Origin of the sequence: Mesorhizobium sp. B2-8-5, assembly GCF_006440675.2 — a bacterium.
In the GTDB taxonomy this organism is placed as follows: domain Bacteria; phylum Pseudomonadota; class Alphaproteobacteria; order Rhizobiales; family Rhizobiaceae; genus Mesorhizobium.
Genome location: NZ_CP083951.1, coordinates 4,609,292 through 4,629,056, shown reverse-complemented (window position 1 = coordinate 4,629,056; position 19,765 = coordinate 4,609,292). Strand labels below are relative to the sequence as shown.

Here is a 19,765-nt window from a genome sequence, read left to right as displayed (position 1 = left end):
CATATCAATGCCTTCTCATCGCCTTCGGCGCGTGCCCATGCTCTTCGCGAAACGCCCGTGCAAAGCTCGACATCGAAGCGAAGCCGCACGCTAGCGCCACGTCGCGCACCATCAGCGTCGAATGCGCCAACAGGTCGGCCGCGCGCTTCAGCCGCAGCCGCCGGTAATATCCGTTGGGCGAGACATCCAGTTCGGCGCGGAAATTGCGCTCGAGCTTGTCGGACGACACGCCGAGCCTTGCCGCCAGCTCCGCCATGCCGAGCCGCTCTTCCACAGCGTCCTCCATGATGGCGATGGCCGATAGCACCAGCTCGTTCTGGACGCCAGTGCGCAGCCTGAGCGGCATCAGCTTGCGGTCGACGCTGGAGCGCAACGGAGAATGCACGAACCATTCGGCGACGCCCGCCGCTATCTCGGCGCCACGGTCGCGCGTGATGATCTCCAGCATCATGTCGAGGCTGCCGACGCCGCCGGCCGAGGTGAAGCGCTTGCGGTCGATGACGAAGAGATCGCGCCGAAGCTCGATATCCGGAAAAGCTTCGGTGAAGGCGGCCTGGCTGGTCCAGTGCAAGGTGCAGGCATGGCCGTCGAGCAGGCCGGCGCGGGCGAGGAAGAACGCCGCATCGGCGACAGCGCCGATATGCGCGCCGCCACGCAGGCTTTTGCGGATCCAGCTCATCGCCTCGTCGGCCACGACATGGTCGGCATCGCCGCCCGAGCAGACGACGATGCGGTCGACCTTCGGCGCGTCGGAAGCGCAGAAGCCCGGCTGGATGACGACGCCGTTGGAGGCCTCGACCGTGCCCCGGTCTGCGCCGACGATCACCCAGCGGTAGCATTCGCGCCTGGCAAGCACGTTGGCCGCGCGCAGCGGCTCGATGACGGAAGAAAACGCCATCATTGGAAAGCCGGGAAAGACCAGCACCGCGAAGGTCAAAGGCGCTCCGCCCGCCACCTGTTTTGGCTGGTTGCGTGAACTCATGGCTGGCGGCCGTAGCGCGGCAGCACGATATCGGCGGTAAGCGGCGCGAGTTCCATGCCGCTCGCCAGCTCCGGGTTCAGCCAGATCATCTCCTCGATCTCTGCCGCCGGGACCGGCTCGCCGGTGATGGAGAGTTCGAACAGCTCGGCCTCGACGAGGGCGCGTCAGGCTCATTGACGGCGGGCGCCGAGAAGGAACCGAGATGGAAGGCCTCGGCCGGATCGACGGCAACGCCCAGCTCCTCGCGCAATTCGCCCGCAAGGGCGGCGGCCGGCAACTCGTCCGGCTCGATCTTGCCGCCGGCCTGCATGAAGGCGCTGGTACCGCGCTTGCGCACCAGAAGCAGTCTGGCGTCGTCGTCGCGGATGACAGCGGCGGCGATGCGGATCGTCCTGGCCCTCGCTGATCTGGAATGACTGGAGGTCACGATAGGCTGTTTCCCGACGGCGGTTTTGGTGGCAGAGAGAGGTGGACTGTAGCCGGCCGCGCGGCCGGCTTGCAACGGAGAGATCAAACGATGTTCGCGGCAACGGCAATCGACACAAGCAACAAGCCGGCCTTCTACAAGGAGTTGGCCACGCAATTGAAAGCGCTGCTGGAAGGCGAGGGCGATTCCGTCGCCAATGCCGCCAACACGGCGGCGCTGATCTATCAGATGGTGCCCGGTCTCAACTGGGCCGGCTTCTATTTCCTCGCCTCCGAGGACGAGCTGGTGCTCGGGCCCTTCCAGGGCAAGCCGGCTTGCGTTCGCATCGCCGTCGGCAAGGGCGTCTGCGGCAAGGCCATCGAGCTCGACATGTCGATGCTGGTCAAGGACGTCAACGAATTTCCCGGCCACATCGCCTGCGATGCCGATTCGCGTTCCGAGCTGGTGGTGCTTTTGCGCGACGCTGAAGGCGCGTTCGGCGTGCTCGACCTCGACAGCCCGCTGCCCGGGCGCTTCGACAAGGAAGACCAGGCCGGCATCGAGAAACTCGCCGCGATCTATGTCGCGGCGTGTGAGTTCGAGGACAATGACGAAGACGAAGACGAAGACTGAGAGGTGAGGCCGGCCCCGGCCTGCCTCAGGCGAACCTTACCAGCACCAGGCTGAAGCCCGCGATGAAGATGAACGCCGAGAAGGCCAGCATCAGTGGCCGCAGGCCGCGCGAGCGCAGCTCGGAAATATCGGCCTGAAGGCCCATGGCGGCGAGCCCCATGGTCAGCATGATCTGCGCGGCTAAAGCGATCACCGAGTGGAACTGGGCCGGGATCGCGACCAGGCTGTTCAACGCCACGATCGCGACGAAAGTGGCCACGAACCAGGGCATCGGCGGCTTTGCGCTGGATGCGTCGGTGCTGCCGCGGCGCGCCATCAGGCCGAGCGCGATCACCATCGGCGCCAGCATGGCGACACGGGTCAGCTTGGCGACGGTCGCGGTCTCGCCGGAGAGCGTGCCGTTCTGGAAACCGGCGCCGATCACCTGCGCCACCTCATGGATCGAGGCTCCCGCCCATAGGCCGAAAGCATGCTGGTCGAGCCCAAGCACGGGTGCCAGCAGCGGGAAGACTAGCATGGCGACGGTGCCGAACAGCGTGATGGCGGCAACCGCGTAGGTGACATCCTCGTCGCGCGCGTCGGTGACGATGTTGGTGGCGACGATCGCCGAGGCGCCGCAGATCGAGGTGCCGGCGGCGATGAGCTGCGCGAGCTTTCGGTCGACGCCGATCAGCCGGCCGAGCGTGACGGTGAAGAGGAAGGTGGCGGCGAGCGTGGCGGCGACGATGCCGACGCCGCCAAGGCCGATGCCCGCTACCTGGCCGAGCGTGAGCTGGAAACCCAGCAGCACGATGGCGAAGCGCAGCAGGCGCTTTTGCGAAAAGGCGATGCCGGCCTTGGCATGGGCAGGAACGCCGAGCACGTTGGAATAGACCATGCCGGCGACGACCGCCAGGATCATCGGGCTGAACAAGGTGAGGCCGGAGAAACCGCGCGCAGAGTAGGCGACACTGGTGATCATCGCCACCAGCACCAGTCCCGGCACGACGCCGGTTGAGATCGAGGTTGGGGCAGGGCGCTTGCGCTCGGCCTTGGCCGAGTTCAGGCGATTTGGAAGATCGTTCGCGGTGGCGGGCAGGAAGGACAATTCAATTCTCCAGGCGCTTCGCAGCCGGAATGCCATTCCAAAACCAATCTTTCCAACGAATTATTCGGGTTATAATGATCGATTTTTACGAACGATGCGGGAGAGGTTCGCCGGATCGGGCGAGGTGCCTGCCGTGTCGACGCTGCCGGCTTGACAGCATCTCGGCTCCCGGTCCAATTTCCGGCCATGACCGCCTTTTTCGCAAATCCGCAGCGACGCCGCCGTTCGAAGGAGCGGCAAGCTGATTGCGTGAAGACAAAGGCCGGCTAGCAAGTCACCCGGTTCGTCCGTCCCAGCCCCGCCCATCGCAACGATCGGCGGGTTTTTGCATTTGGAGTGTCTGAATGAGCGTCGTTTCTTCCCTGGAGTTTCGGCCGGCCGAGCCGGCGGACGCCGCGGCAATCAAGGCCGTCGTGCGCGAAGCCTATGCCAAATGGGTGCCGGTGATCGGCCGCGAGCCCTTGCCGATGCGCGCCGATTACGACAAGGCCGTCCGCGAGCATCCGTTCGAGCTCGCCATCGAGAACGGCCGCATCATCGGCCTGATCGAAACCATTGCGCGTGACGATCATATCTGGATCGAGAATGTCGCCGTGGCTCCCGAGGCGCAGGGCAGGGGCATCGGGCGCAAACTGCTCGACAGCGCCGAGCGCAAAGCCGTTGAAGCAGGCCTTCGCGACCTTCGCCTGCTGACCAACAGTGCCTTCGTGACAAATGTGTCGCTGTACAAAAGGCTCGGCTATGCCATCGATCGTGAGGAGCCGTTCATGAACGGCACCACGGTCTATATGAGCAAGAGCCTTCCATGACCACGGCAACCAGAGACGGAGTTCGGCGAATGGCTGCCCGGATCAGATTGAAGCAACTTCCCGGTCTTCATGCGATTGCACGGCTTGAAGCTGGAGAAGGCATTCCCGACTGGGCAGACGGACCAGGCTTCGTCAGCATCAGCAGGACGGACGACGAACTGTCGATCGCCTGTTTGCAGGAGCGTGTCCCGGCTGCCGTCAGGCAGGACAACGACTGGGTCGCCTTCAAATTCGAAGGCCCATTTGCTTTCGGCGAAACCGGCATCGTGCTGTCGGTAATCAGACCGCTGTCGGAAAATGCTCTGGGCATCTTCGTCGTCTCTATCTTCGACGGCGACCACCTGTTGGTGAAGGCCTCGGACGAGGCCGCGGCGATCCGGTTGCTGGGCGAAGCAGGACACACTGTTCTAACTCTGTGGCGGCGGCATTCGCTCTGGCGCAACGCCTGACGCGCTGGCTCAAACACTTCAAGCTTGCGTTTGACAGAGCACATGCCGCATCGTTATTTCTGGCGATATATGACGACCACCTCACCACAATCGACCAAAAGCGGCCCGCAGGGAGCGAAACCATGTCACACGATCTGCAATTCTATATCGACGGCGCCTGGGTCGATCCCGTGGTGCCGAACACTCTCGACGTCATCGACCCCTCGAACGAAGACGCTTTCGCCCAGATTTCACTCGGCTCCAGGGCCGATGTCGACAAGGCGGTGGCCGCCGCCAAGCGCGCTTTCGCCACTTTCGGCTTCACCTCGGTCGAGGAACGGCTCGATATCCTCCACTGCGTCATCGAAGTCTACAAGAAGCGCAGCAAGGACCTTGCCCTCGCCGTTTCGCGCGAGATGGGCGCGCCGCGTCAGATGGCGCTGGACAGCCAGGTCGGGGTCGGCCAGGCGCATCTGGAAAAGATGGCCGAGGTGCTGAAGAGCTTCCAGTTCCGCCACGTCAAGGGCTCGGCGCTCATCGTCAAGGAGCCGATCGGCGTCGTCGGCCTGATCACACCGTGGAACTGGCCGCTGAACCAGATCACCTGCAAGGTCGGTCCCGCGCTTGCCGCCGGCTGCACCATGGTGCTGAAGCCGTCGGAGATCGCGCCGCTCGACGCCATCATCTTTGCCGAGATCATCGACGAGGCCGGCGTGCCGAAGGGCGTCTTCAACCTCGTCAACGGTGACGGTCCGGGCGTCGGCCAGGCGCTGGCCAGCCATCCCGATGTCGACATGATGTCCTTCACCGGCTCTACCCGCGCCGGCATCCTGGTCGCCAAGGCGGCGGCCGACACGGTCAAGCGCGTGCATCAGGAGCTCGGCGGCAAGTCGGCCAACATCCTGTTCCCCGATGTCGATCTGGAGCGGGCCGTCACCAAGGGCGTCGCTGGCTGCTTCGGCAACAGCGGCCAGTCCTGCAACGCGCCGACCCGCATGTTCGTGCCGCGCGACCGCCACGACGAGGCGGCCGGCTACGCCAAAAAGGCGGCGGAGAAATTCACCGTCGGTCCGGCCGACGCGCCCGCGTCCAAGCTCGGCCCGGTGGTCAGCCAGATCCAGTTCGACAAGATTCAAGCTTTGATCCAGAGCGGCATCGACGAGGGCGCCACGCTGGTGGCCGGCGGCCCCGGCCGCCCGGCCGAGCTCAACCGCGGCTACTACGTCCGCCCGACCGTCTTCGCCAATGTCACGCACGACATGCGCATCGCCAGCGAGGAAATCTTCGGGCCGGTTCTGTCGATCATGCCTTACGACACGGTGGAGCAGGCGGTCGAGCAGGCCAACGACACCGTCTATGGCCTTGCCTCCTACATACAGGCCAAGGACATCGAGAAGGCGCGCGACGTGGCTGTCCGCATGCGCTCCGGCAATGTCTACATCAACTACCCGACCTGGGACGCCGGCCTGCCCTTCGGCGGCTACAAGCAGTCCGGCAACGGCCGCGAATATGCCGAATATGGGCTGGAGGATTTCCTCGAGATCAAGGGCATCGCCGGTTACGAAGCGGCGGAGTAGGCATCACGGGTCGAACCAGGCCTCCGAAGAAGCTTAAGAAGGGCGCGGCCTCGGCCGCGCCTTTTCATTTGGGCTGACCTCGCAGGTCAGACGTGGCCGTAGAAATCCCGGTGCACGGCGACGGAATAGGCATAGTCCAGCAAGGTCGACCAGCTGAACACGGGCATGTCGATTTCGCGCTGTATCGCCCGGCCAAAGGGCTGAAACCCGGTGCACTCCAGAACCATGGCTCCCATGTTCGAATGGGCGGCGGCGAAATCCTTCGCGACCTTGACGATGTCGAGCTCAGCCAGGTCATAATCCGCGGTAGGGATTTCGGGCCGGATGTCCTTTGTCCAGAGATTGTCGAATTGTGGGGTCTTGCCGTCATCCTTGGCGCCGTGGACGATATAGTTCGTTCCGAGCGTCACGCCGACCGAAGTCAGGTGCCGGTCACTGAGCCGGTCGCCCTCGGCGACGAGAATGCCGACGACCCTTTCGGGACCGATGATCATCTGGGCGAGGGGTACCTGCAGCAGGCTCGACGCGAAAACCGGCACATCGACGCTGGCCGCGATCTCCTTCTGGAACCAGGCGAAGTAGCCGCATTCGGCGGCGATCGCGCGACATCCCATGCGTTCCAGCTTCCGCGCGGCCCTGACAATCGGCTCGAGCAGGGCTTTCTTGTCGTCGCCGCGGACGAGGTTCTGGATGTCGACGCCTTCGGCGATTTCATACTGGATCGGGAACGGATAGGCGCTGGCGTTTCGCACGTCGCCGGGGAACCCGGGATAGATCTCGTCGAGGATGATGATGCCAAGGCCCATTCCATAGCAGGAATGATTTTTGCGGGCGTGAATTCGTTGAACCCCTGAATCGCGAGCCGTCATCCAAGTCTCCGCACATCGTTGCGGCGAAGCTAGTTGCTTATGAATGCCCCAGGAAATAGCGTTTCGTTATGATCATCCAAAGACGCTTATGAAGGTGCCCGTCATGCTTTCCCGACGCAGTGAGATATCCGTGCGCCGTGTGCGCAGCCTGCTGACGGTGCTGGAACTGAACTCGTTCACCCAGGCCGCGGAAGAGCTGGGCCTTACCCAGCCGGCCATCTCGCAGCACGTCACGCAGCTGGAAAAGCAATTGGGCTTCACGCTCCTGGTCCGCGACCGCGAAGGGCTTCGGCTCAGCCCCGCCGGCAGTTCGCTGCTGCCCGGGCTGCGGCGGCTTGTTGCGGGCAACGAGGCGATCGTCGATCAGCTCGCTTCGCTCAGCCTCGGCACCGAGCAGATCCTGCGGGTTGCAAGTGTGGCGTCCTTCGCCGCGATGTTCATTGGCCCCGCCTTCCATGCGCTGCGGCCCCGGTTCCCGAACCATGTGCTCGATATCGTGGAGATCGACAGCGAGGAAACGTTTCAGCTCGTGAGGTCGAACGAGATCGATTTCGGCATCAGCAGCGTGTTCGTTCCGTCGCCCGGTCTGCTGTTCGAGCTGCTCTGCCAGGACGGCGCATGCGTGGTCCTGTCGACAACGCATCCTCTCGCCGCCAGATCCGAGCTTGCCGACGAAGAGGTGCTTGCCGAACCTTTCATCCGCTTTCCCTCGGGAACGACATCGGGCAATTGGCTGGCCATGATGTCGGAGCGGTCCGGCCTGCAGTCGAGAACCGTCGTCGAGGTGCGCCAGCTTATGACCGGCTGCCAGCTCGCGCAGCAGAACATCGGCCTGACCGTCGTCCCCGAGATCGCCGCCAGATCGTGCCCGCTGCCCGGCCTGGCCGTTGTTCCCTTGCGGGATGGCCTGCCGCCGAGAAAGCTGGGCGTGGTCACCAGCGAGTTTCACCAGCCGTCGCTATTCGAGAATGCGGTTCTCGCGGAGCTTCGCAGGATGATCCAGCCGGTCGAAGTTAAGCCGAGAGACGCCCTTCAGCGGCAGGCAGATGGTTGAAAAACGCCGACCAGATCACGAGTTCGTCCGCCACGCGAAATGCTCATACGTCACACGCCAGGGATCGCCATCGGCGGCTCTTTCCTCCCCGATCCAATGAAAGCTGTCGGCCGTGATCTCGGTGAAGCGCCATCTCGCTTGCAGGCCCCGCCAGTCTTCCCCGATCTGGACGATGTCCTTGCCCTCGGCCCGCCCGACCTGGCGTGAATAATCCTGGTTGAGCGGATCGCTCCAGATGATGTGCCAGCCGCCGATCCCGGGATCGAAGACGCGCAGGGTCGTTCCATACATGGTGGACGGGGCAGGGCGCCTGGGCCTGATCCAGAGGTCCTGAATGGCGCGGCCTTCGAGCACCCAGCCGAAATGGCATTCGCCAGTCGATTTCTGGATGGCGCCGTCATCGAGGTGATGGATCGTGTCCATGTCCCAGCTCCCGACCAGCCATCCGTAGAGACTCATCTCCTTCCGCCGCTCGGTTGGAGGACCTTCGGACGCAAGGGCGGTGAAAAACGAGGACATTGGCGTGATCTTTCTCAACCGAACGGCAGGGCAGCGGCCATGCGCTGACAACCCTCGCAGCGTTGCCGGTTCCGGGCTTGGGAAAAATTGCTGTAATGCGGCGATGGATCAAACTGCCGGCAAGGCGAACCGGCGGTCCACGCATCATGCTTTGAATGCGAGATGTCAGCGGGACGCTGGTGGGAAATATGCCCCGTCTATTCCCCGTCAATCCGGCACCATCTCGCGATCCGGGCAAGCTCATTTGCTGCTGCTCCGCATCCATGTGGAGGCGTTGCCCATCGGATAGCCGCGCAGGCCATGCCCAGATATCGATATCGACCGGGGAGTTGGCCTTGCTGACTGAGGGCGGCGAGCGGCCCGGCAGCACTTCGAACAGAAAGAGCCCCGCCGGCGAGATGCCTGCGGGGCTCTTTCAGCGGACGTGTCGATTACCGACGATCGCTTCCGCGACCATCATGGTGGCTGCCATGCGCACCGTTCAGGCACTGGGTCCAGTAATCGTCATGATTGCTGCAGGAATTGATAGTCGCCTGCTGAGCATAAGCCGAGCCAGCGAGCCCAGAAACAGCAACAATTGCAAGAACTGCATTACGAAGGAACTTGGTCATTTCATCTTCCTTTGTTTTTAAATCCGGTCGCGCCGGTCGATGACGGTTTTGCCGCGCATTCGTTTCGGTCCGATGGCGCCTGGGCGCGTATTTGTTTCGAAAAGGAAACTGCGCGATGGCGGCAGATCGATTCGGCCGGGGGCCTTGAACTCATTTGCACGCAAATGTTTCAGGGCGAACTGTTCCGGTTACGGGCCTCATGTTTCCGTGCAATGCGACGGAAACATTCATCGACCATTTAGCTCGCCATAACGAAGGCAGCAGGGATCGACCCCCTCACTGCCACGGCGAACCAGGGATGAGATCTATGTCGATACTGAAGACGTTGAACCGCATGGGCGCGGCCCTGAAATATGCGCAGGATGCCCGCAACCCGACGCGGATGCGGAACGGGCTGCCGTCCGACAATCAGTCGGATGTTTGCTGGCCGGTAATGCCGACAACCAAACATTTGTCGTCGAACATTTGGGGCGCGATCTGAAATAGCGATCGTTCCCAAGCCGGATCATTGATGTGCGATGGCACGATCACGTTGCAAGTTTCGGGTAACGGGCCGCAACCGCGCCTCTCGGCATCTCCCGAGCTCGTCGCGAGTGTGTTTGCGGCTTACCCACGTCCCGCCTCGATGATACCGACCATCGCCCGGGTAAATTCGACCATGCTGTTTGCCGTCATGGCCGCATTGTCGGGAGACTGCCCGATATGCTCGGCCGCTCCGCAGCATGACCGGCGGATGCTGTCGTAGTATGGATCTCTCTCATCGTCCGGCATCGTCGCCAAATTCAGCGCGCGACGATGGATCATGCGCAACAGCTGCGCCAATGCCGTTTCGACACTCATGCGTTTGCTCCGCATCGGTCGGGCGTCTCGGCATACTGGGTGCCGGATCGTCGATCGGGGACCTCCCGATTCGAACAGGCTGCGCTTCAGCCGTTAACATATCGTTTATTGCTAATATAACCGCAGATCGGGCGTAGCTCAGCCCATGGCGAAGCCCACTGTGATGTTTGGCAACTCGCGGAAACTTGTGGCTGGGGAACCTGGATTCGAACCAGGACTAACGGAGTCAGAGTCCGTGGGTCTACCGTTAACCTATTCCCCAGCAGGCGCGATTGGTATCGCGCGAAGCGGGCGGCTCATGCGCCGCGAGCGCTGCCTTGTAGCCGCCATCAAAAAATAGTCAAGCCCACAGCAGAGATCAACCGCAGGCTTTTTGAGCCTTTGTCCGATGCGTGTCGTTCCCCCAAAACCGCTCCGCGCTTTTGGGGGACATGCATTGGCTCCGCCGCCAGGCGCCGAAGGCTTCAGTTCTCCTCGCGGCTATATTGCGAATGCTCGAAATAGAGCACCACGCCAAGGCCGATCAGCAGCGGAATAATGAGATAGAACAGGCGGAACACCAGAAGGGCGGCGAGCACGCCGACTGGGTCCATGTCCGAAAGGCCGGTGAGGAAGACGAACTCGAACACGCCGAGCGCGCCCGGCGCGTGCGACAACAGCCCGATCGAGAACGACACCATGAACACGCCGAGCACGACGAAATAGCCGGGATTGCCAACCTCGGGCAGGGCAAAATAGATGATCGCGGCGGCCCCAAGCAGTTCGACCGGCCCGATCAGCAATTGCCGCGCCACGATCGGCAGCGCCGGATAGTGCAGCTGGAAGCTGCCTATCTTCAGCGGTCTCAACCCCAGCCAGCTGCCGAAGGCATAGGCGCCGACGAGGATGAGCATGGCGAGCCCGGTGGCGAAGGCCGCGCCATGATGTGGCGCGCCGGTGAAGCGATCGATGATCTGCGGCTCGAACAGCAGCACGAGGCCGCCGAGGAAGATGCTGGACAGGATGAAGGTGAACCAGCAGATCGCCACCAGCACGCCGACCTCCTGGCCGGTCAGTCCCCGCGTCGCATAGGCGCGGTAGCGGATGACCGCGCCGGAAAACACCGAGCCGCCGATATTGTGCGACACCGCGTAAGTGGTGAAGGAGCACAGCGTGACGAACAGCCACGATACCTTCTTGCCGATATGCAAGAGCGCGATGTGGTCGTAGCCGGCGAGCGCGGCGTAGGCGACGATTGAGCTCAGCGCCGCGAGCAGCCAGCCGCGCGGCGGGATGGCGGAGATGCCGATCCAGACATCGTTGAGCGAAATGCCGCGCAGTTCGTGAATGAGCAGCCACAGCGAGAATGCGACGGCCGCGATGCCTATGACCGGCCAGAAATAGCGCCTCCAGTTCATGGCGTCGTCATCATGCGTTGCAGCTCATTGATAGATGTGCCCAAAACCCTTTCGAACCCTCATTTGAGACATGCCCGATTGAAGCCGGCTATTCAACCGGCAAGACATTGCCCCAACGTGACGCTGGCAAAATGCGACGTTAGCGAAATTCGGCCATGCGCTCTTGGTGATTGCGAACGGCGCTGCTACTCTGCCCCCAACTTGAAACAAATCGAGGTGCCTGCTGCGTCCGTTCCCGGTTCGCGCGGCGCCGGAAGGAACTGAAGTGGAAGACCACGATACCGGCGCGGGCGCGTCGGCAGTGGGCATGTCCGGGGCATTGCCGACGCAGTCGGCGGGCCCGCACACGGCGCGATTCAGCCGCCACGCGGGTGCGCACCAAAGACATGCCGACCCCAGACATGCCAACCAGAGGCAGGCTGGCGCAAGTCAGGCTGACCAGCACGGCGATCAGCCGAAAGGCAAGACGCGCAAGCGCCGCAAGCGCAGGCGCGGCCGCAAGGTGTTCGCGCGCGACGACAGCGGTACGCTGCCGCATGCCGCGCCTGCCAGCACGGCGGCAAACCAACCTCGGAACGCGCCGCCACAGGTTGAGCCAAGGCTGTCGGTCCCGCCACGTCCGCCGCAGCAGGAATTGCCGGTTTTCGCCGCGCTCGACCTCGGCACCAACAATTGCCGGCTGCTGGTCGCGGTGCCCGGCCGTCATGGCCAATTCCGCGTCATCGACGCTTTCTCGCGCATCGTCAGGCTGGGCGAGGGGCTCACCGCCAGCGGTCGGCTAAGCCAGGCCGCGATGGACCGCGCCGTCGAGGCGCTGAAGATCTGCGGCGAGAAACTGCGCAACCGCAAGATCAGGAAAGCCAGGCTGATCGCCACCGAAGCCTGCCGTTCGGCCGCCAACGGCGTCGAATTCCTGGACCGCGTCGAGCGCGAGGCCGGGCTGAAGCTCGAAATCATCGACCGCCAGACCGAGGCCCGCCTTGCCGTTTCCGGCTGCGGCTCGCTGGTCGAGCGCGACACGCAGGGCGTGGTGCTGTTCGATATTGGCGGCGGCTCGTCCGAAATCGCCCTGATCGACCTGACCGGGCGGCGCTCTCCGCGGCTCGCCAATCACATCGTGTCGTGGACCTCGCTGCCTGTCGGCGTGGTGTCGCTCGCCGAGCGCTTCGGCGGACGCACGGTGACGCGCGAGACCTTTGCCGCCATGGTCGACGACGTGGCTACGCGGCTGAAGGTCTTCGACGGCCGCGACCGGCTCGCGCATGTACTGGCCAGCCCGAACTTCCATCTGCTCGGCACCTCCGGCACGGTGACGACGCTGGCCGGCGTGCATCTCGATCTCGAGCGCTACGACCGCCGCCGTGTCGATGGCCTCTGGATGGATCGCGACAGCGTCGATCGTATGATCGAGCGGCTGATCGGTTGGGATTTCCAGCAGCGCTGCGCCAATCCCTGCATCGGCGCCGACCGCGCCGACCTGGTGCTCGCCGGCTGCGCCATACTGGAAGCGATCCGCGGCGTTTGGCCGTCCGAGCGGCTGCGCGTCGCCGACCGCGGCCTGCGCGAGGGAATCCTGAGCGAACTGATGGCCGATGACGGCGTCTGGCGTGGCGATGGTGGGCGCCGCGCATGATCCCAAAAGGTGGCCGCGTTGTTTTGATCAGCAGTCAACCCCCACTCCGTCGAGCTTCGCTCGACACATCTCCCCCGATCGACGGGGGAGAGGAAAGGCGCGAGGTCATCAGCCTTGGCTCCCTTCCTCCCCCTCCAGAGGGCTATCGCATATGAGTGATTGCATTGATGAGATAGTCGTCGTTCCAGGCGCATTTCTTGATGCGATGGCTGATGGGGACTTTGGCAGCATCGGCGGCCTGAAGGATGTTTCTAGCGAGGCGATTGAGAAGGGCTGTGTTGGCGGGAGCATTGTCCTTGCGGGCCCGGCTGAGATCCTCATCAAGATGGACATCGAGCATCCAATGCAGGCCGTTCTCGATCTGCCAATGAGCTTTAGTGAGGTCGAGCGCCTGCTGAGGCGACATGAGCGTGGAGGCCATGAACAGGCGCATCAACGGCTTGGCCTGATCGCGTCGGCTGGTGATGCGGATGAAGGCCAGGTGACCAGGCATCAGCGGCTCGGCCGCCGCCACGATCTCGGCTTGCCGCCATTCGTTGCGGCCGTGGCTGGTCTCGGTCCGCTCGGCAATGGAAGGGGTCGCGTCGGCCAGTTTCAAGTTGGCACGGCGCAGCCAATGACGCCGGTTGCCCTTCAGCGCAAGCAGGTAATCGCCACCTCTTTGGGTAATGGCCGCAGCCATTCGGGTATGACAGTGGAGCGCGTCGGCGGTGACCAATCTGCCCGTAAGATCAATGAGTTCGACGACTTTGAGCGCGGCCTCGACTTCGTTCTCACCATCACTCGGCGAGACTGCCGCCAGGCACAGCCGGGTCTCGGCTGCGAAGGCCGACACCGTCAACGGCGGACTGGCTGCCAAGCCCTTCTCGTAGGCCCGCCGCAAAGCCTTGCCGTCAAGCGATACCACCTCGGGCGTCTCTCGGCTGGCTCGGGCGAAAGCGGCGGCAAAGGCGGCAAAAGCGCGACCGAAGGCCTCCGGGTCGAGCAGGCGCAGCAGCCGCGAGAAAGTGTCGTGGCTGGGAGCTGCGTCATAGTCGATCAGCCGCGACAGCGCTTGCTTGCGCTCCTGTGCGAACAAGGCAAATTCCGTCGCATTACTGGCACCGCACAGGCTTGCCGCGATCATCATCACGATCAGGTCGCCAAGCCGGTGCGTGGCGTTGGGCGCGCGGGGATCAGGCACCGCGCCAAAGTAGCTCTCAAGGCAGGAAATGGCAGTCGCTCCTTCGCTCAACTGCCTCTCCAAAGAATCCTTTCTCAGCCTAAACTCAACCCAAAAAACGCCATATGCGATTCCCCTGCCCTCCAGAGGGGGGAGAGGTGGCGCCGCGAAGCGGCGACGGAGTGGGGGAAGCCCTCCGTGAAACGCGAAGCCGTCGCAAAACCGGCACGATGAAGCGAGCGAGAAAAAGCGGACCAGAAATCCTGATGCCGAATCTCAGGACCAGGCCAGCGAAAAGTGGCGATCGGTTTTCTCACAGGATCATGCTCGGGCAAGAAATCAGGCAATGACCAAGAAACCCGAAAAGCCAGGATCTGCCGGCATTCGCGTCCTCAAGACCAGGATCAAGAAGAAGAGCGGCTTGAAGGAGTCTTCGCGCCGCTGGCTCGAGCGCCACATGAACGATCCTTATGTGCAACGCTCCAAGGCCGATGGCTACCGCTCCCGCGCCGCCTACAAGCTGATCGAGATCGACGACAAGCATCGTCTGCTGAAGCCCGGCATGAAAGTGATCGACCTGGGCGCCGCGCCCGGCGGCTGGTGCCAGGTGGCGGCGGCGCGGACGAAGTCCACGGCGGACAATCCGCATGTCGTCGGCATCGACTATCTCGAAATGGACGCGGTCCCGGGCGCCGTTATCCTGCGGATGGATTTCCTCGATCCCGATGCGCCGCAAAAACTTGCCGAGGCGCTGGGCGGCCAGCCGGATGTGGTGCTGTCCGATATGGCGGCGCCCACGACCGGGCACCGCCGCACCGATCATCTGCGAACCATGCATCTGTGCGAAGTCGCGGCCGATTTCGCCCTGCACGTGCTCAAGCCCGGCGGGCATTTCCTCGCCAAGACATTTCAAGGCGGCGCCGAGAACGAGCTTTTGTCACTGCTGAAGCAAAATTTCCGCTCGGTCCATCACGTCAAGCCACCGGCCTCGCGGGACGAGTCGGTGGAGCTTTACCTGCTGGCGAAGGAGTTCAAAGGTCCTGGAACTTCGTCATTCTAGGGCGGAGCGAAGCGTAGACCCTAGAATCCTGTGTGTTGGTTCTGGCATGGATTCCAGGGTCTGCGCGCGTCGCTTCGCTCCTTGCTCCGCCCTGGAATGACGAAGTCACGCAGGGCGGCGCCGTGAGCTACTTCCCCGCTGTCCCCGCCGTTTCCAGCGTCTTTGGCGTGGTCAGGCGGCCGTGGCCCGAGACGGCGTTGCCGGCGTCCGGCGCCAGCCGCATGAAGGTGATGGATGCCGCCGCCGAAACGGCCGCCACGATGAAGAAGGCGATGTGGAAGTCGCTGAGCGTCAGCGGCCCGCCATGGATGGACGTCGATACTTCGAGGATGCCGCCAGCAAGTGCTACGCCGAGCGCGATCGACAATTGCTGGAAAACCGCCGTGATCGGCGTCGCCTTGCTGGTGTCGGCGGGCGCGATCTCGGCATAGGAGAGCGCATTGACGCCGGTGAAGAACATCGAGCGGATGAAGCCGCCGACCAGAAGTATCGCCAGCATCAGCGCATAAGGCGTCTGCGGCGTGAACAAGCCGTAGATCGCGATCGAGGCGGCCGCGACAAGCGAGCCCCAGATCAGCACCCGACGGAAGCCGGCGAGGCGGAAAAGCAGTGCCGTGACGAACTTCATGCCGATGGCGCCGATCGCCGAGACGAAAGTGATCATGCCCGACTGGAAGGGCGTGAGCCCGAAGCCGATCTGGAACATCAGCGGCAAAAGGAACGGCACCGCGCCGATGCCGATGCGAAACAGCGAGCCGCCGAGCACGGAGGATCGGAACACCTGGTTGCGGAACAGCTCCAGCGCCAAGAGCGGGTTCCTGGCGCGCCGGGCATGGAGGAGATAGAGCACCCCCGAGACCACGCCGACGGCGACAGTGATGAAGCCCGCCATCGGCGGCAGCGCCGGCAGGCTGACGACGGAAAGGCCGAACACGACGCCGGAAGCGGCAAGCCCCGAGAGCACGAAGCCGGGGAAATCGAGCGGCGGCGTCTGGGCAGGCTCCGTCTTGGGCAGATAACGCGTGGCGAGCCACATGCCGATCAGGCCGATCGGCACATTGATGAGAAAGATCCAGTGCCAGGTGAAATAGGTGGTGATGAAACCGCCGATCGGTGGGCCGACCAGCGGGCCGACCAGCGCCGGCACGGTCAGCCAGGACATTGCCGCGACCAGCTCGTTCTTCGGCGTGGCGCGCACCAGCACCAGCCGGCCGACCGGCGTCATCATCGCGCCGCCCATGCCTTGCAGGAAGCGCGACACAACGAAAGCCGGCAGCGAATTGGCGAAGGCGCAGGCGACCGAGCCGGCGATGAAGACGCCGATCGCGGCGCGAAACACGTTCTTGGCGCCGAACCGGTCCGCCATCCAGCCGCTGATCGGAATGAAGATCGCCAGCGACACCAGATAGGCGGTCAGCGCCAGCTTCAGCGCGATCGGGCTGGTGTGGATGTCGACGGCGATCGCCGGCAGCGACGTCGCGATCACGGTCGAATCCATGTTCTCCATGAAAAGTGCGACCGCCAGGATGAGCGGGATGATGCGGTTCAAGGGAAACGCCCTGAGTTGTCTTCGCGATTCTAGGCCCGGCTTGGGGGCGAACCGGTGCGACCGGGCGGTTATCACGCCTCGGCCCGGATGTCGCATTAAATTGCTGTCACTTTTGCGGGATCGCAACCACTGGTAGGGCAAATTTTTCGGCGGAATGTCGTTCTACCGGGCGTATTGTCATACTACCGATCTGTATGGAGTGCTGACATGGACGACATCGTCTCCACAGCTGACGTCGAACGCAAACTCTCCTTCATCCTGCGTGGAGCCAGTGAGGGACAGAGCTATGTCGTGGTCAGCAATGGGCGGCCTGTGGCGCGGATCGTTCCCGCCGACACGCAGGAACTATTGCCCTACTCGCGCGCAACGTTGTTGTCGCGGCTCGAGCGACAGCCGGTCGTCGCGGTCGAAAACTGGACACGCGACGATACTTACGAACGCTAGCGATGAAGGCTTTGGTTCGAAACGGGTGCCGTCACCTCGCGCAACGATCGGCTTTTCAACCGCGACAGGACGTGTTACCAGCCAGCGCCAATCCTGAAAGGGAAGATGAGAGTCGGCGCTGGCCAATCGGCCCAGCGCCTTTTCCGCATTCAAAAGGACTGGCCATGGCAAAAATCATCGAAACGTCCACCGGAGCGCTGGCGCTGACCTTCGACGACGTGCTCTTGCAGCCCGGCCATTCCGAAGTCATGCCGGGCGAGACCGACATCCGCACCCGTATTGCCGGCGACATCGATCTCAACGTGCCGATCCTGTCGGCGGCGATGGACACCGTCACCGAGGCGCGGCTGGCGATCGCCATGGCGCAGGCCGGCGGCATCGGCGTCATCCACCGCAATTTCTCGCCGGCCGAGCAGGCCGAGCAGGTCAGGCAGGTGAAGAAATTCGAGTCCGGCATGGTGGTGAACCCGGTCACCATCGGCCCGGACGCCACGCTGGCCGACGCGCTGGCGCTGATGCGCACCTATTCGATTTCGGGCATTCCAGTGGTCGAGAATGGCGGCACCGGCGGCCACACGGTTGGCCGGCTCGTCGGCATCCTCACCAACCGCGACGTGCGCTTCGCTTCCGATCCGGCGCAGAAGGTCTACGAGCTGATGACGCGTGAGAACCTGATCACGGTCAAGGAGAATGTCGACCAGGACGAGGCCAAGCGCCTGCTCCACAAACACCGCATCGAGAAGCTGGTGGTGGTCGACGGGAAGGGCAATTGCGTCGGCCTGATCACCGTCAAGGACATCGAGAAGTCGCAGCTCAACCCGCACGCCACCAAGGACGCGCAAGGCCGCCTGCGCGCGGCGGCCGCCACCAGTGTCGGCGACGACGGTTTCGAGCGTGCCGAGCGCCTGATCGACGCCGGCGTCGACCTTTTGGTCATCGACACCGCGCACGGCCATTCGCAGCGTGTGCTGGACGCGGTGGCGCGGGCGAAGAAGCTCTCCAATTCCGTGCGCATCCTGGCTGGCAATGTCGCCACCGCCGACGGCACGCAGGCGCTGATCGACGCCGGCGCCGACGCCGTCAAGGTCGGCATCGGCCCGGGCTCGATCTGCACAACCAGAATCGTGGCCGGCGTCGGCGTGCCGCAGCTTTCGGCGATCATGTCGGCGGTGGAGACGGCGCATAAGTCTGGCGTGAGCGTCATTGCCGACGGCGGCATCAAATATTCGGGCGATCTGGCCAAGGCGCTTGCCGCGGGCGCTAGCGCAGCAATGATCGGCTCGCTGCTTGCCGGCACCGACGAGAGCCCGGGCGAGGTCTATCTGCACCAGGGCCGCTCCTTCAAGGCTTACCGCGGCATGGGCTCGGTCGGCGCCATGGCGCGCGGCTCGGCCGATCGCTACTTCCAGGCCGAGGTCCGCGATACGCTGAAACTGGTTCCGGAAGGCATTGAAGGGCAGGTTCCCTACAAAGGACCTGTGGCTGGCGTGCTGCACCAGCTTGCAGGCGGCCTGAAAGCCGCTATGGGTTATGTGGGTGGACGTGACCTTGCAGATTTCCGCGAGCGCGCCACTTTTGTGCGCATATCCAATGCCGGACTTCGTGAAAGCCACGCCCATGACGTCACGATCACCCGCGAAAGCCCCAATTACCCGGGCGGACTTTGATCGAGAGGCCGATCGGCCCGACCGCCAGGGGCTGTGGCGTGGCTTGAGCGTGGCGGTGCTGCGGCTGTCGCGGCACGCGGCGGCCCTGTCCATTGCCTCGATTGCGCTTTTCCTCGTCATGACGGCGCTGGAGTTTCTCTATTTCCAGCGCTTGAGCGGCGGCTTGGCCGCGCTCGACATGCGCGTCGCCGGCTTCACGCCCGACGAAGGCATGGCGTGGCTCACAGCACTCGGCCGTCGCGGCGGCGAGATCATCATCGTCTGGCACTATTTGACCTTCGACCTTTTGTTCCCGGCGCTGCTGTCGCTGACGCTGGTCAGCCTCATCCTTGCCTTCGGGCGGCGGCTCAGCACCTTCCGCGCCATGCCGGCGCAGCTGCAGGCCCTGTTCGCGCTCGTGCTGGTACTGCCCTATACGGTCGCCGACTATGCTCAGAATTTTGCCCTGGCGCGGCTGCTCTCCGATTTCCAGCTGGCCAACCCCGATTCGCTGGCCTTCGCCTCTTTGCTGACCGTCACCAAATTCGCGCTGCTGGCCATTCCATTCTTTGTCGTCGCATTCTTCGCGCTGGCCGGGCAGCGGCGGCGCTGACGGGAGAGAGAGGGCGGACAAATGCACCAGACCGCCATCTTCTGGCCGATGCTGGCGCATGTGCTCCTGGTCTACATCGTCTATCTGGTGATGCTGAAGCGGCGCTATCTCGCCGTGAAGTCCGGCGAAGCGAAGGTCGGCCAGTACAAGGTCCGCTCCACCGAGCCGGCCTCGAGCGTCACAGTCGCCAACAATCTGATCAACCAGTTCGAACTGCCGGTTCTCTTCCACGTGCTCTGCCTGGCGCTGTTCGTCACCAATGGCGTGAACTACCTGACGCTGGCGTTGATGTGGCTGTTCATAGTCACGCGCTATGTGCACGCCTGGGTGCATCTCGACAGAAACTATGTGCTGCACCGCAGCCGCGCCTTCTTCCTTGGCGCGGGTATACTTCTTATCGCCTGGTTCTGGTTCGCGCTGCACCTGCTCGCGGTGGTGTGACGCTA

The 19,765-nt window shown here is 63.4% G+C and carries 22 protein-coding genes and 1 tRNA gene; 12 read left to right on the top strand and 11 right to left on the bottom strand.

The window, feature by feature from the left end; genetic code table 11:
* Positions 1–4: 4 nt before the first annotated feature.
* Together FJ430_RS22645 and FJ430_RS22640 are read right to left on the bottom strand one after the other, a co-directional pair.
* Entirely contained in the window at positions 5–982 is a 978-nt protein-coding gene (locus FJ430_RS22645) for a GlxA family transcriptional regulator (protein ID WP_140704079.1), read from the bottom strand.
* 85 nt (positions 983–1,067) lie between these two features.
* Positions 1,068–1,409, bottom strand: coding sequence for an NUDIX domain-containing protein (locus FJ430_RS22640; RefSeq protein WP_319022988.1), 342 nt, complete (start codon positions 1,407–1,409; stop codon positions 1,068–1,070).
* A 90-nt stretch (positions 1,410–1,499) separates the two neighbouring features.
* Here FJ430_RS22640 and FJ430_RS22635 point away from each other — a divergent pair, with 90 nt between their 5' ends.
* Positions 1,500–2,021 carry a GAF domain-containing protein gene (locus FJ430_RS22635; protein WP_140659758.1) on the top strand — a complete coding sequence of 174 codons (522 nt, stop codon included), beginning with the start codon at positions 1,500–1,502 and terminating at the stop codon, positions 2,019–2,021.
* 25 nt (positions 2,022–2,046) lie between these two features.
* Here the strand turns inward: FJ430_RS22635 and FJ430_RS22630 are convergent, their stop codons facing one another.
* Positions 2,047–3,108: a YeiH family protein gene (locus FJ430_RS22630; protein ID WP_226891835.1), complete on the bottom strand. Its 1,062-nt coding sequence runs from the start codon at positions 3,106–3,108 to the stop codon at positions 2,047–2,049.
* A 344-nt stretch (positions 3,109–3,452) separates the two neighbouring features.
* Here FJ430_RS22630 and FJ430_RS22625 point away from each other — a divergent pair, with 344 nt between their 5' ends.
* The 3 genes from FJ430_RS22625 to FJ430_RS22615 all read left to right on the top strand — a co-directional run bounded on the left by FJ430_RS22625 (position 3,453) and on the right by FJ430_RS22615 (position 5,922).
* The gene (locus tag FJ430_RS22625) at positions 3,453–3,917 is read left to right on the top strand and encodes a GNAT family N-acetyltransferase (protein ID WP_140704075.1); all 465 of its coding nucleotides are present in this window, start codon (positions 3,453–3,455) and stop codon (positions 3,915–3,917) included.
* A gap of 29 nt (positions 3,918–3,946) precedes the next feature.
* Positions 3,947–4,366 carry an ACT domain-containing protein gene (locus tag FJ430_RS22620; RefSeq protein WP_140704073.1) on the top strand — a complete coding sequence of 140 codons (420 nt, stop codon included), beginning with the start codon at positions 3,947–3,949 and terminating at the stop codon, positions 4,364–4,366.
* Positions 4,367–4,488: 122 nt separating this feature from the next.
* Complete coding sequence (locus FJ430_RS22615) at positions 4,489–5,922, top strand: aldehyde dehydrogenase family protein (protein WP_140704071.1); 1,434 nt, start codon at positions 4,489–4,491, stop codon at positions 5,920–5,922.
* Between the two features lie 86 nt (positions 5,923–6,008).
* Here FJ430_RS22615 and FJ430_RS22610 read toward each other — a convergent pair whose 3' ends face one another.
* A complete protein-coding gene (locus FJ430_RS22610; protein ID WP_210242091.1) occupies positions 6,009–6,728 on the bottom strand; it encodes an aspartate/glutamate racemase family protein in 720 nt (239 codons plus the stop codon).
* A gap of 151 nt (positions 6,729–6,879) precedes the next feature.
* On the opposite strand from FJ430_RS22610, the gene FJ430_RS22605 reads away from it, so the two are divergent.
* Entirely contained in the window at positions 6,880–7,845 is a 966-nt protein-coding gene (locus FJ430_RS22605) for a LysR family transcriptional regulator (protein ID WP_181175271.1), read from the top strand.
* Positions 7,846–7,860: 15 nt separating this feature from the next.
* Here the strand turns inward: FJ430_RS22605 and FJ430_RS22600 are convergent, their stop codons facing one another.
* Together FJ430_RS22600 and FJ430_RS22595 are read right to left on the bottom strand one after the other, a co-directional pair.
* Complete coding sequence (locus FJ430_RS22600) at positions 7,861–8,304, bottom strand: hypothetical protein (protein WP_226891833.1); 444 nt, start codon at positions 8,302–8,304, stop codon at positions 7,861–7,863.
* 491 nt (positions 8,305–8,795) lie between these two features.
* Complete coding sequence (locus FJ430_RS22595) at positions 8,796–8,975, bottom strand: hypothetical protein (RefSeq protein WP_140704062.1); 180 nt, start codon at positions 8,973–8,975, stop codon at positions 8,796–8,798.
* Positions 8,976–9,282: 307 nt separating this feature from the next.
* Here FJ430_RS22595 and FJ430_RS22590 point away from each other — a divergent pair, with 307 nt between their 5' ends.
* Positions 9,283–9,456 carry a hypothetical protein gene (locus tag FJ430_RS22590; RefSeq protein WP_181175269.1) on the top strand — a complete coding sequence of 58 codons (174 nt, stop codon included), beginning with the start codon at positions 9,283–9,285 and terminating at the stop codon, positions 9,454–9,456.
* A 125-nt stretch (positions 9,457–9,581) separates the two neighbouring features.
* On the opposite strand, the gene FJ430_RS22585 is transcribed toward FJ430_RS22590, so the two are convergent.
* The 3 genes from FJ430_RS22585 to FJ430_RS22575 all read right to left on the bottom strand — a co-directional run bounded on the left by FJ430_RS22585 (position 9,582) and on the right by FJ430_RS22575 (position 11,212).
* Positions 9,582–9,815, bottom strand: a complete 234-nt coding sequence (locus tag FJ430_RS22585; RefSeq protein WP_127306973.1) for a hypothetical protein — start codon at positions 9,813–9,815, stop codon at positions 9,582–9,584.
* 188 nt (positions 9,816–10,003) lie between these two features.
* A tRNA-Gln gene (locus FJ430_RS22580) sits at positions 10,004–10,077 on the bottom strand.
* A gap of 202 nt (positions 10,078–10,279) precedes the next feature.
* Positions 10,280–11,212: a lysylphosphatidylglycerol synthase transmembrane domain-containing protein gene (locus FJ430_RS22575; RefSeq protein ID WP_140704059.1), complete on the bottom strand. Its 933-nt coding sequence runs from the start codon at positions 11,210–11,212 to the stop codon at positions 10,280–10,282.
* A 265-nt stretch (positions 11,213–11,477) separates the two neighbouring features.
* On the opposite strand from FJ430_RS22575, the gene FJ430_RS22570 reads away from it, so the two are divergent.
* A complete protein-coding gene (locus FJ430_RS22570; protein ID WP_140704057.1) occupies positions 11,478–12,845 on the top strand; it encodes a Ppx/GppA phosphatase family protein in 1,368 nt (455 codons plus the stop codon).
* Positions 12,846–12,987: 142 nt separating this feature from the next.
* Here FJ430_RS22570 and FJ430_RS22565 read toward each other — a convergent pair whose 3' ends face one another.
* A complete protein-coding gene (locus FJ430_RS22565) occupies positions 12,988–14,079 on the bottom strand; it encodes an ISAs1 family transposase (protein WP_226891831.1) in 1,092 nt (363 codons plus the stop codon).
* A gap of 274 nt (positions 14,080–14,353) precedes the next feature.
* Here FJ430_RS22565 and FJ430_RS22560 point away from each other — a divergent pair, with 274 nt between their 5' ends.
* Positions 14,354–15,067, top strand: a complete 714-nt coding sequence (locus tag FJ430_RS22560; protein ID WP_140641333.1) for an RlmE family RNA methyltransferase — start codon at positions 14,354–14,356, stop codon at positions 15,065–15,067.
* A 127-nt stretch (positions 15,068–15,194) separates the two neighbouring features.
* On the opposite strand, the gene FJ430_RS22555 is transcribed toward FJ430_RS22560, so the two are convergent.
* Positions 15,195–16,616: an MFS transporter gene (locus tag FJ430_RS22555; RefSeq protein WP_140707417.1), complete on the bottom strand. Its 1,422-nt coding sequence runs from the start codon at positions 16,614–16,616 to the stop codon at positions 15,195–15,197.
* Positions 16,617–16,823: 207 nt separating this feature from the next.
* Between FJ430_RS22555 and FJ430_RS22550 the strand changes: the two genes are divergently transcribed.
* The 4 genes from FJ430_RS22550 to FJ430_RS22535 all read left to right on the top strand — a co-directional run bounded on the left by FJ430_RS22550 (position 16,824) and on the right by FJ430_RS22535 (position 19,760).
* The gene (locus FJ430_RS22550) at positions 16,824–17,060 is read left to right on the top strand and encodes a type II toxin-antitoxin system Phd/YefM family antitoxin (protein ID WP_140707419.1); all 237 of its coding nucleotides are present in this window, start codon (positions 16,824–16,826) and stop codon (positions 17,058–17,060) included.
* A gap of 164 nt (positions 17,061–17,224) precedes the next feature.
* A complete protein-coding gene (guaB, locus tag FJ430_RS22545) occupies positions 17,225–18,727 on the top strand; it encodes an IMP dehydrogenase (RefSeq protein WP_140707421.1) in 1,503 nt (500 codons plus the stop codon).
* The gene (locus FJ430_RS22540; protein ID WP_226891830.1) at positions 18,651–19,319 is read left to right on the top strand and encodes a hypothetical protein; all 669 of its coding nucleotides are present in this window, start codon (positions 18,651–18,653) and stop codon (positions 19,317–19,319) included. Before guaB ends, FJ430_RS22540 begins: the two co-directional genes overlap by 77 nt.
* Positions 19,320–19,340: 21 nt before the next feature.
* The gene (locus FJ430_RS22535; RefSeq protein WP_140707423.1) at positions 19,341–19,760 is read left to right on the top strand and encodes an MAPEG family protein; all 420 of its coding nucleotides are present in this window, start codon (positions 19,341–19,343) and stop codon (positions 19,758–19,760) included.
* The last annotated feature ends 5 nt before the right edge of the window (positions 19,761–19,765 follow it).

Bases quoted from the DNA above. Each gene is read 5' to 3' on its own strand.
- FJ430_RS22645 (WP_140704079.1), bottom strand. From the start codon at position 982: ATGAGTTCACGCAACCAGCCAAAACAGGTGGCGGGCGGAGCGCCTTTG.
- FJ430_RS22635 (WP_140659758.1), top strand. From the start codon at position 1,500: ATGTTCGCGGCAACGGCAATCGACACAAGCAACAAGCCGGCCTTCTAC.
- FJ430_RS22625 (WP_140704075.1), top strand. From the start codon at position 3,453: ATGAGCGTCGTTTCTTCCCTGGAGTTTCGGCCGGCCGAGCCGGCGGAC.
- FJ430_RS22620 (WP_140704073.1), top strand. From the start codon at position 3,947: ATGGCTGCCCGGATCAGATTGAAGCAACTTCCCGGTCTTCATGCGATT.
- FJ430_RS22615 (WP_140704071.1), top strand. From the start codon at position 4,489: ATGTCACACGATCTGCAATTCTATATCGACGGCGCCTGGGTCGATCCC.
- FJ430_RS22610 (WP_210242091.1), bottom strand. From the start codon at position 6,728: ATGGGCCTTGGCATCATCATCCTCGACGAGATCTATCCCGGGTTCCCC.
- FJ430_RS22605 (WP_181175271.1), top strand. From the start codon at position 6,880: ATGAAGGTGCCCGTCATGCTTTCCCGACGCAGTGAGATATCCGTGCGC.
- FJ430_RS22600 (WP_226891833.1), bottom strand. From the start codon at position 8,304: ATGAGTCTCTACGGATGGCTGGTCGGGAGCTGGGACATGGACACGATC.
- FJ430_RS22595 (WP_140704062.1), bottom strand. From the start codon at position 8,975: ATGACCAAGTTCCTTCGTAATGCAGTTCTTGCAATTGTTGCTGTTTCT.
- FJ430_RS22590 (WP_181175269.1), top strand. From the start codon at position 9,283: ATGTCGATACTGAAGACGTTGAACCGCATGGGCGCGGCCCTGAAATAT.
- FJ430_RS22585 (WP_127306973.1), bottom strand. From the start codon at position 9,815: ATGAGTGTCGAAACGGCATTGGCGCAGCTGTTGCGCATGATCCATCGT.
- FJ430_RS22575 (WP_140704059.1), bottom strand. From the start codon at position 11,212: ATGAACTGGAGGCGCTATTTCTGGCCGGTCATAGGCATCGCGGCCGTC.
- FJ430_RS22560 (WP_140641333.1), top strand. From the start codon at position 14,354: ATGACCAAGAAACCCGAAAAGCCAGGATCTGCCGGCATTCGCGTCCTC.
- FJ430_RS22550 (WP_140707419.1), top strand. From the start codon at position 16,824: ATGGACGACATCGTCTCCACAGCTGACGTCGAACGCAAACTCTCCTTC.
- guaB (WP_140707421.1), top strand. From the start codon at position 17,225: ATGGCAAAAATCATCGAAACGTCCACCGGAGCGCTGGCGCTGACCTTC.
- FJ430_RS22540 (WP_226891830.1), top strand. From the start codon at position 18,651: ATGCCGGACTTCGTGAAAGCCACGCCCATGACGTCACGATCACCCGCG.
- FJ430_RS22535 (WP_140707423.1), top strand. From the start codon at position 19,341: ATGCACCAGACCGCCATCTTCTGGCCGATGCTGGCGCATGTGCTCCTG.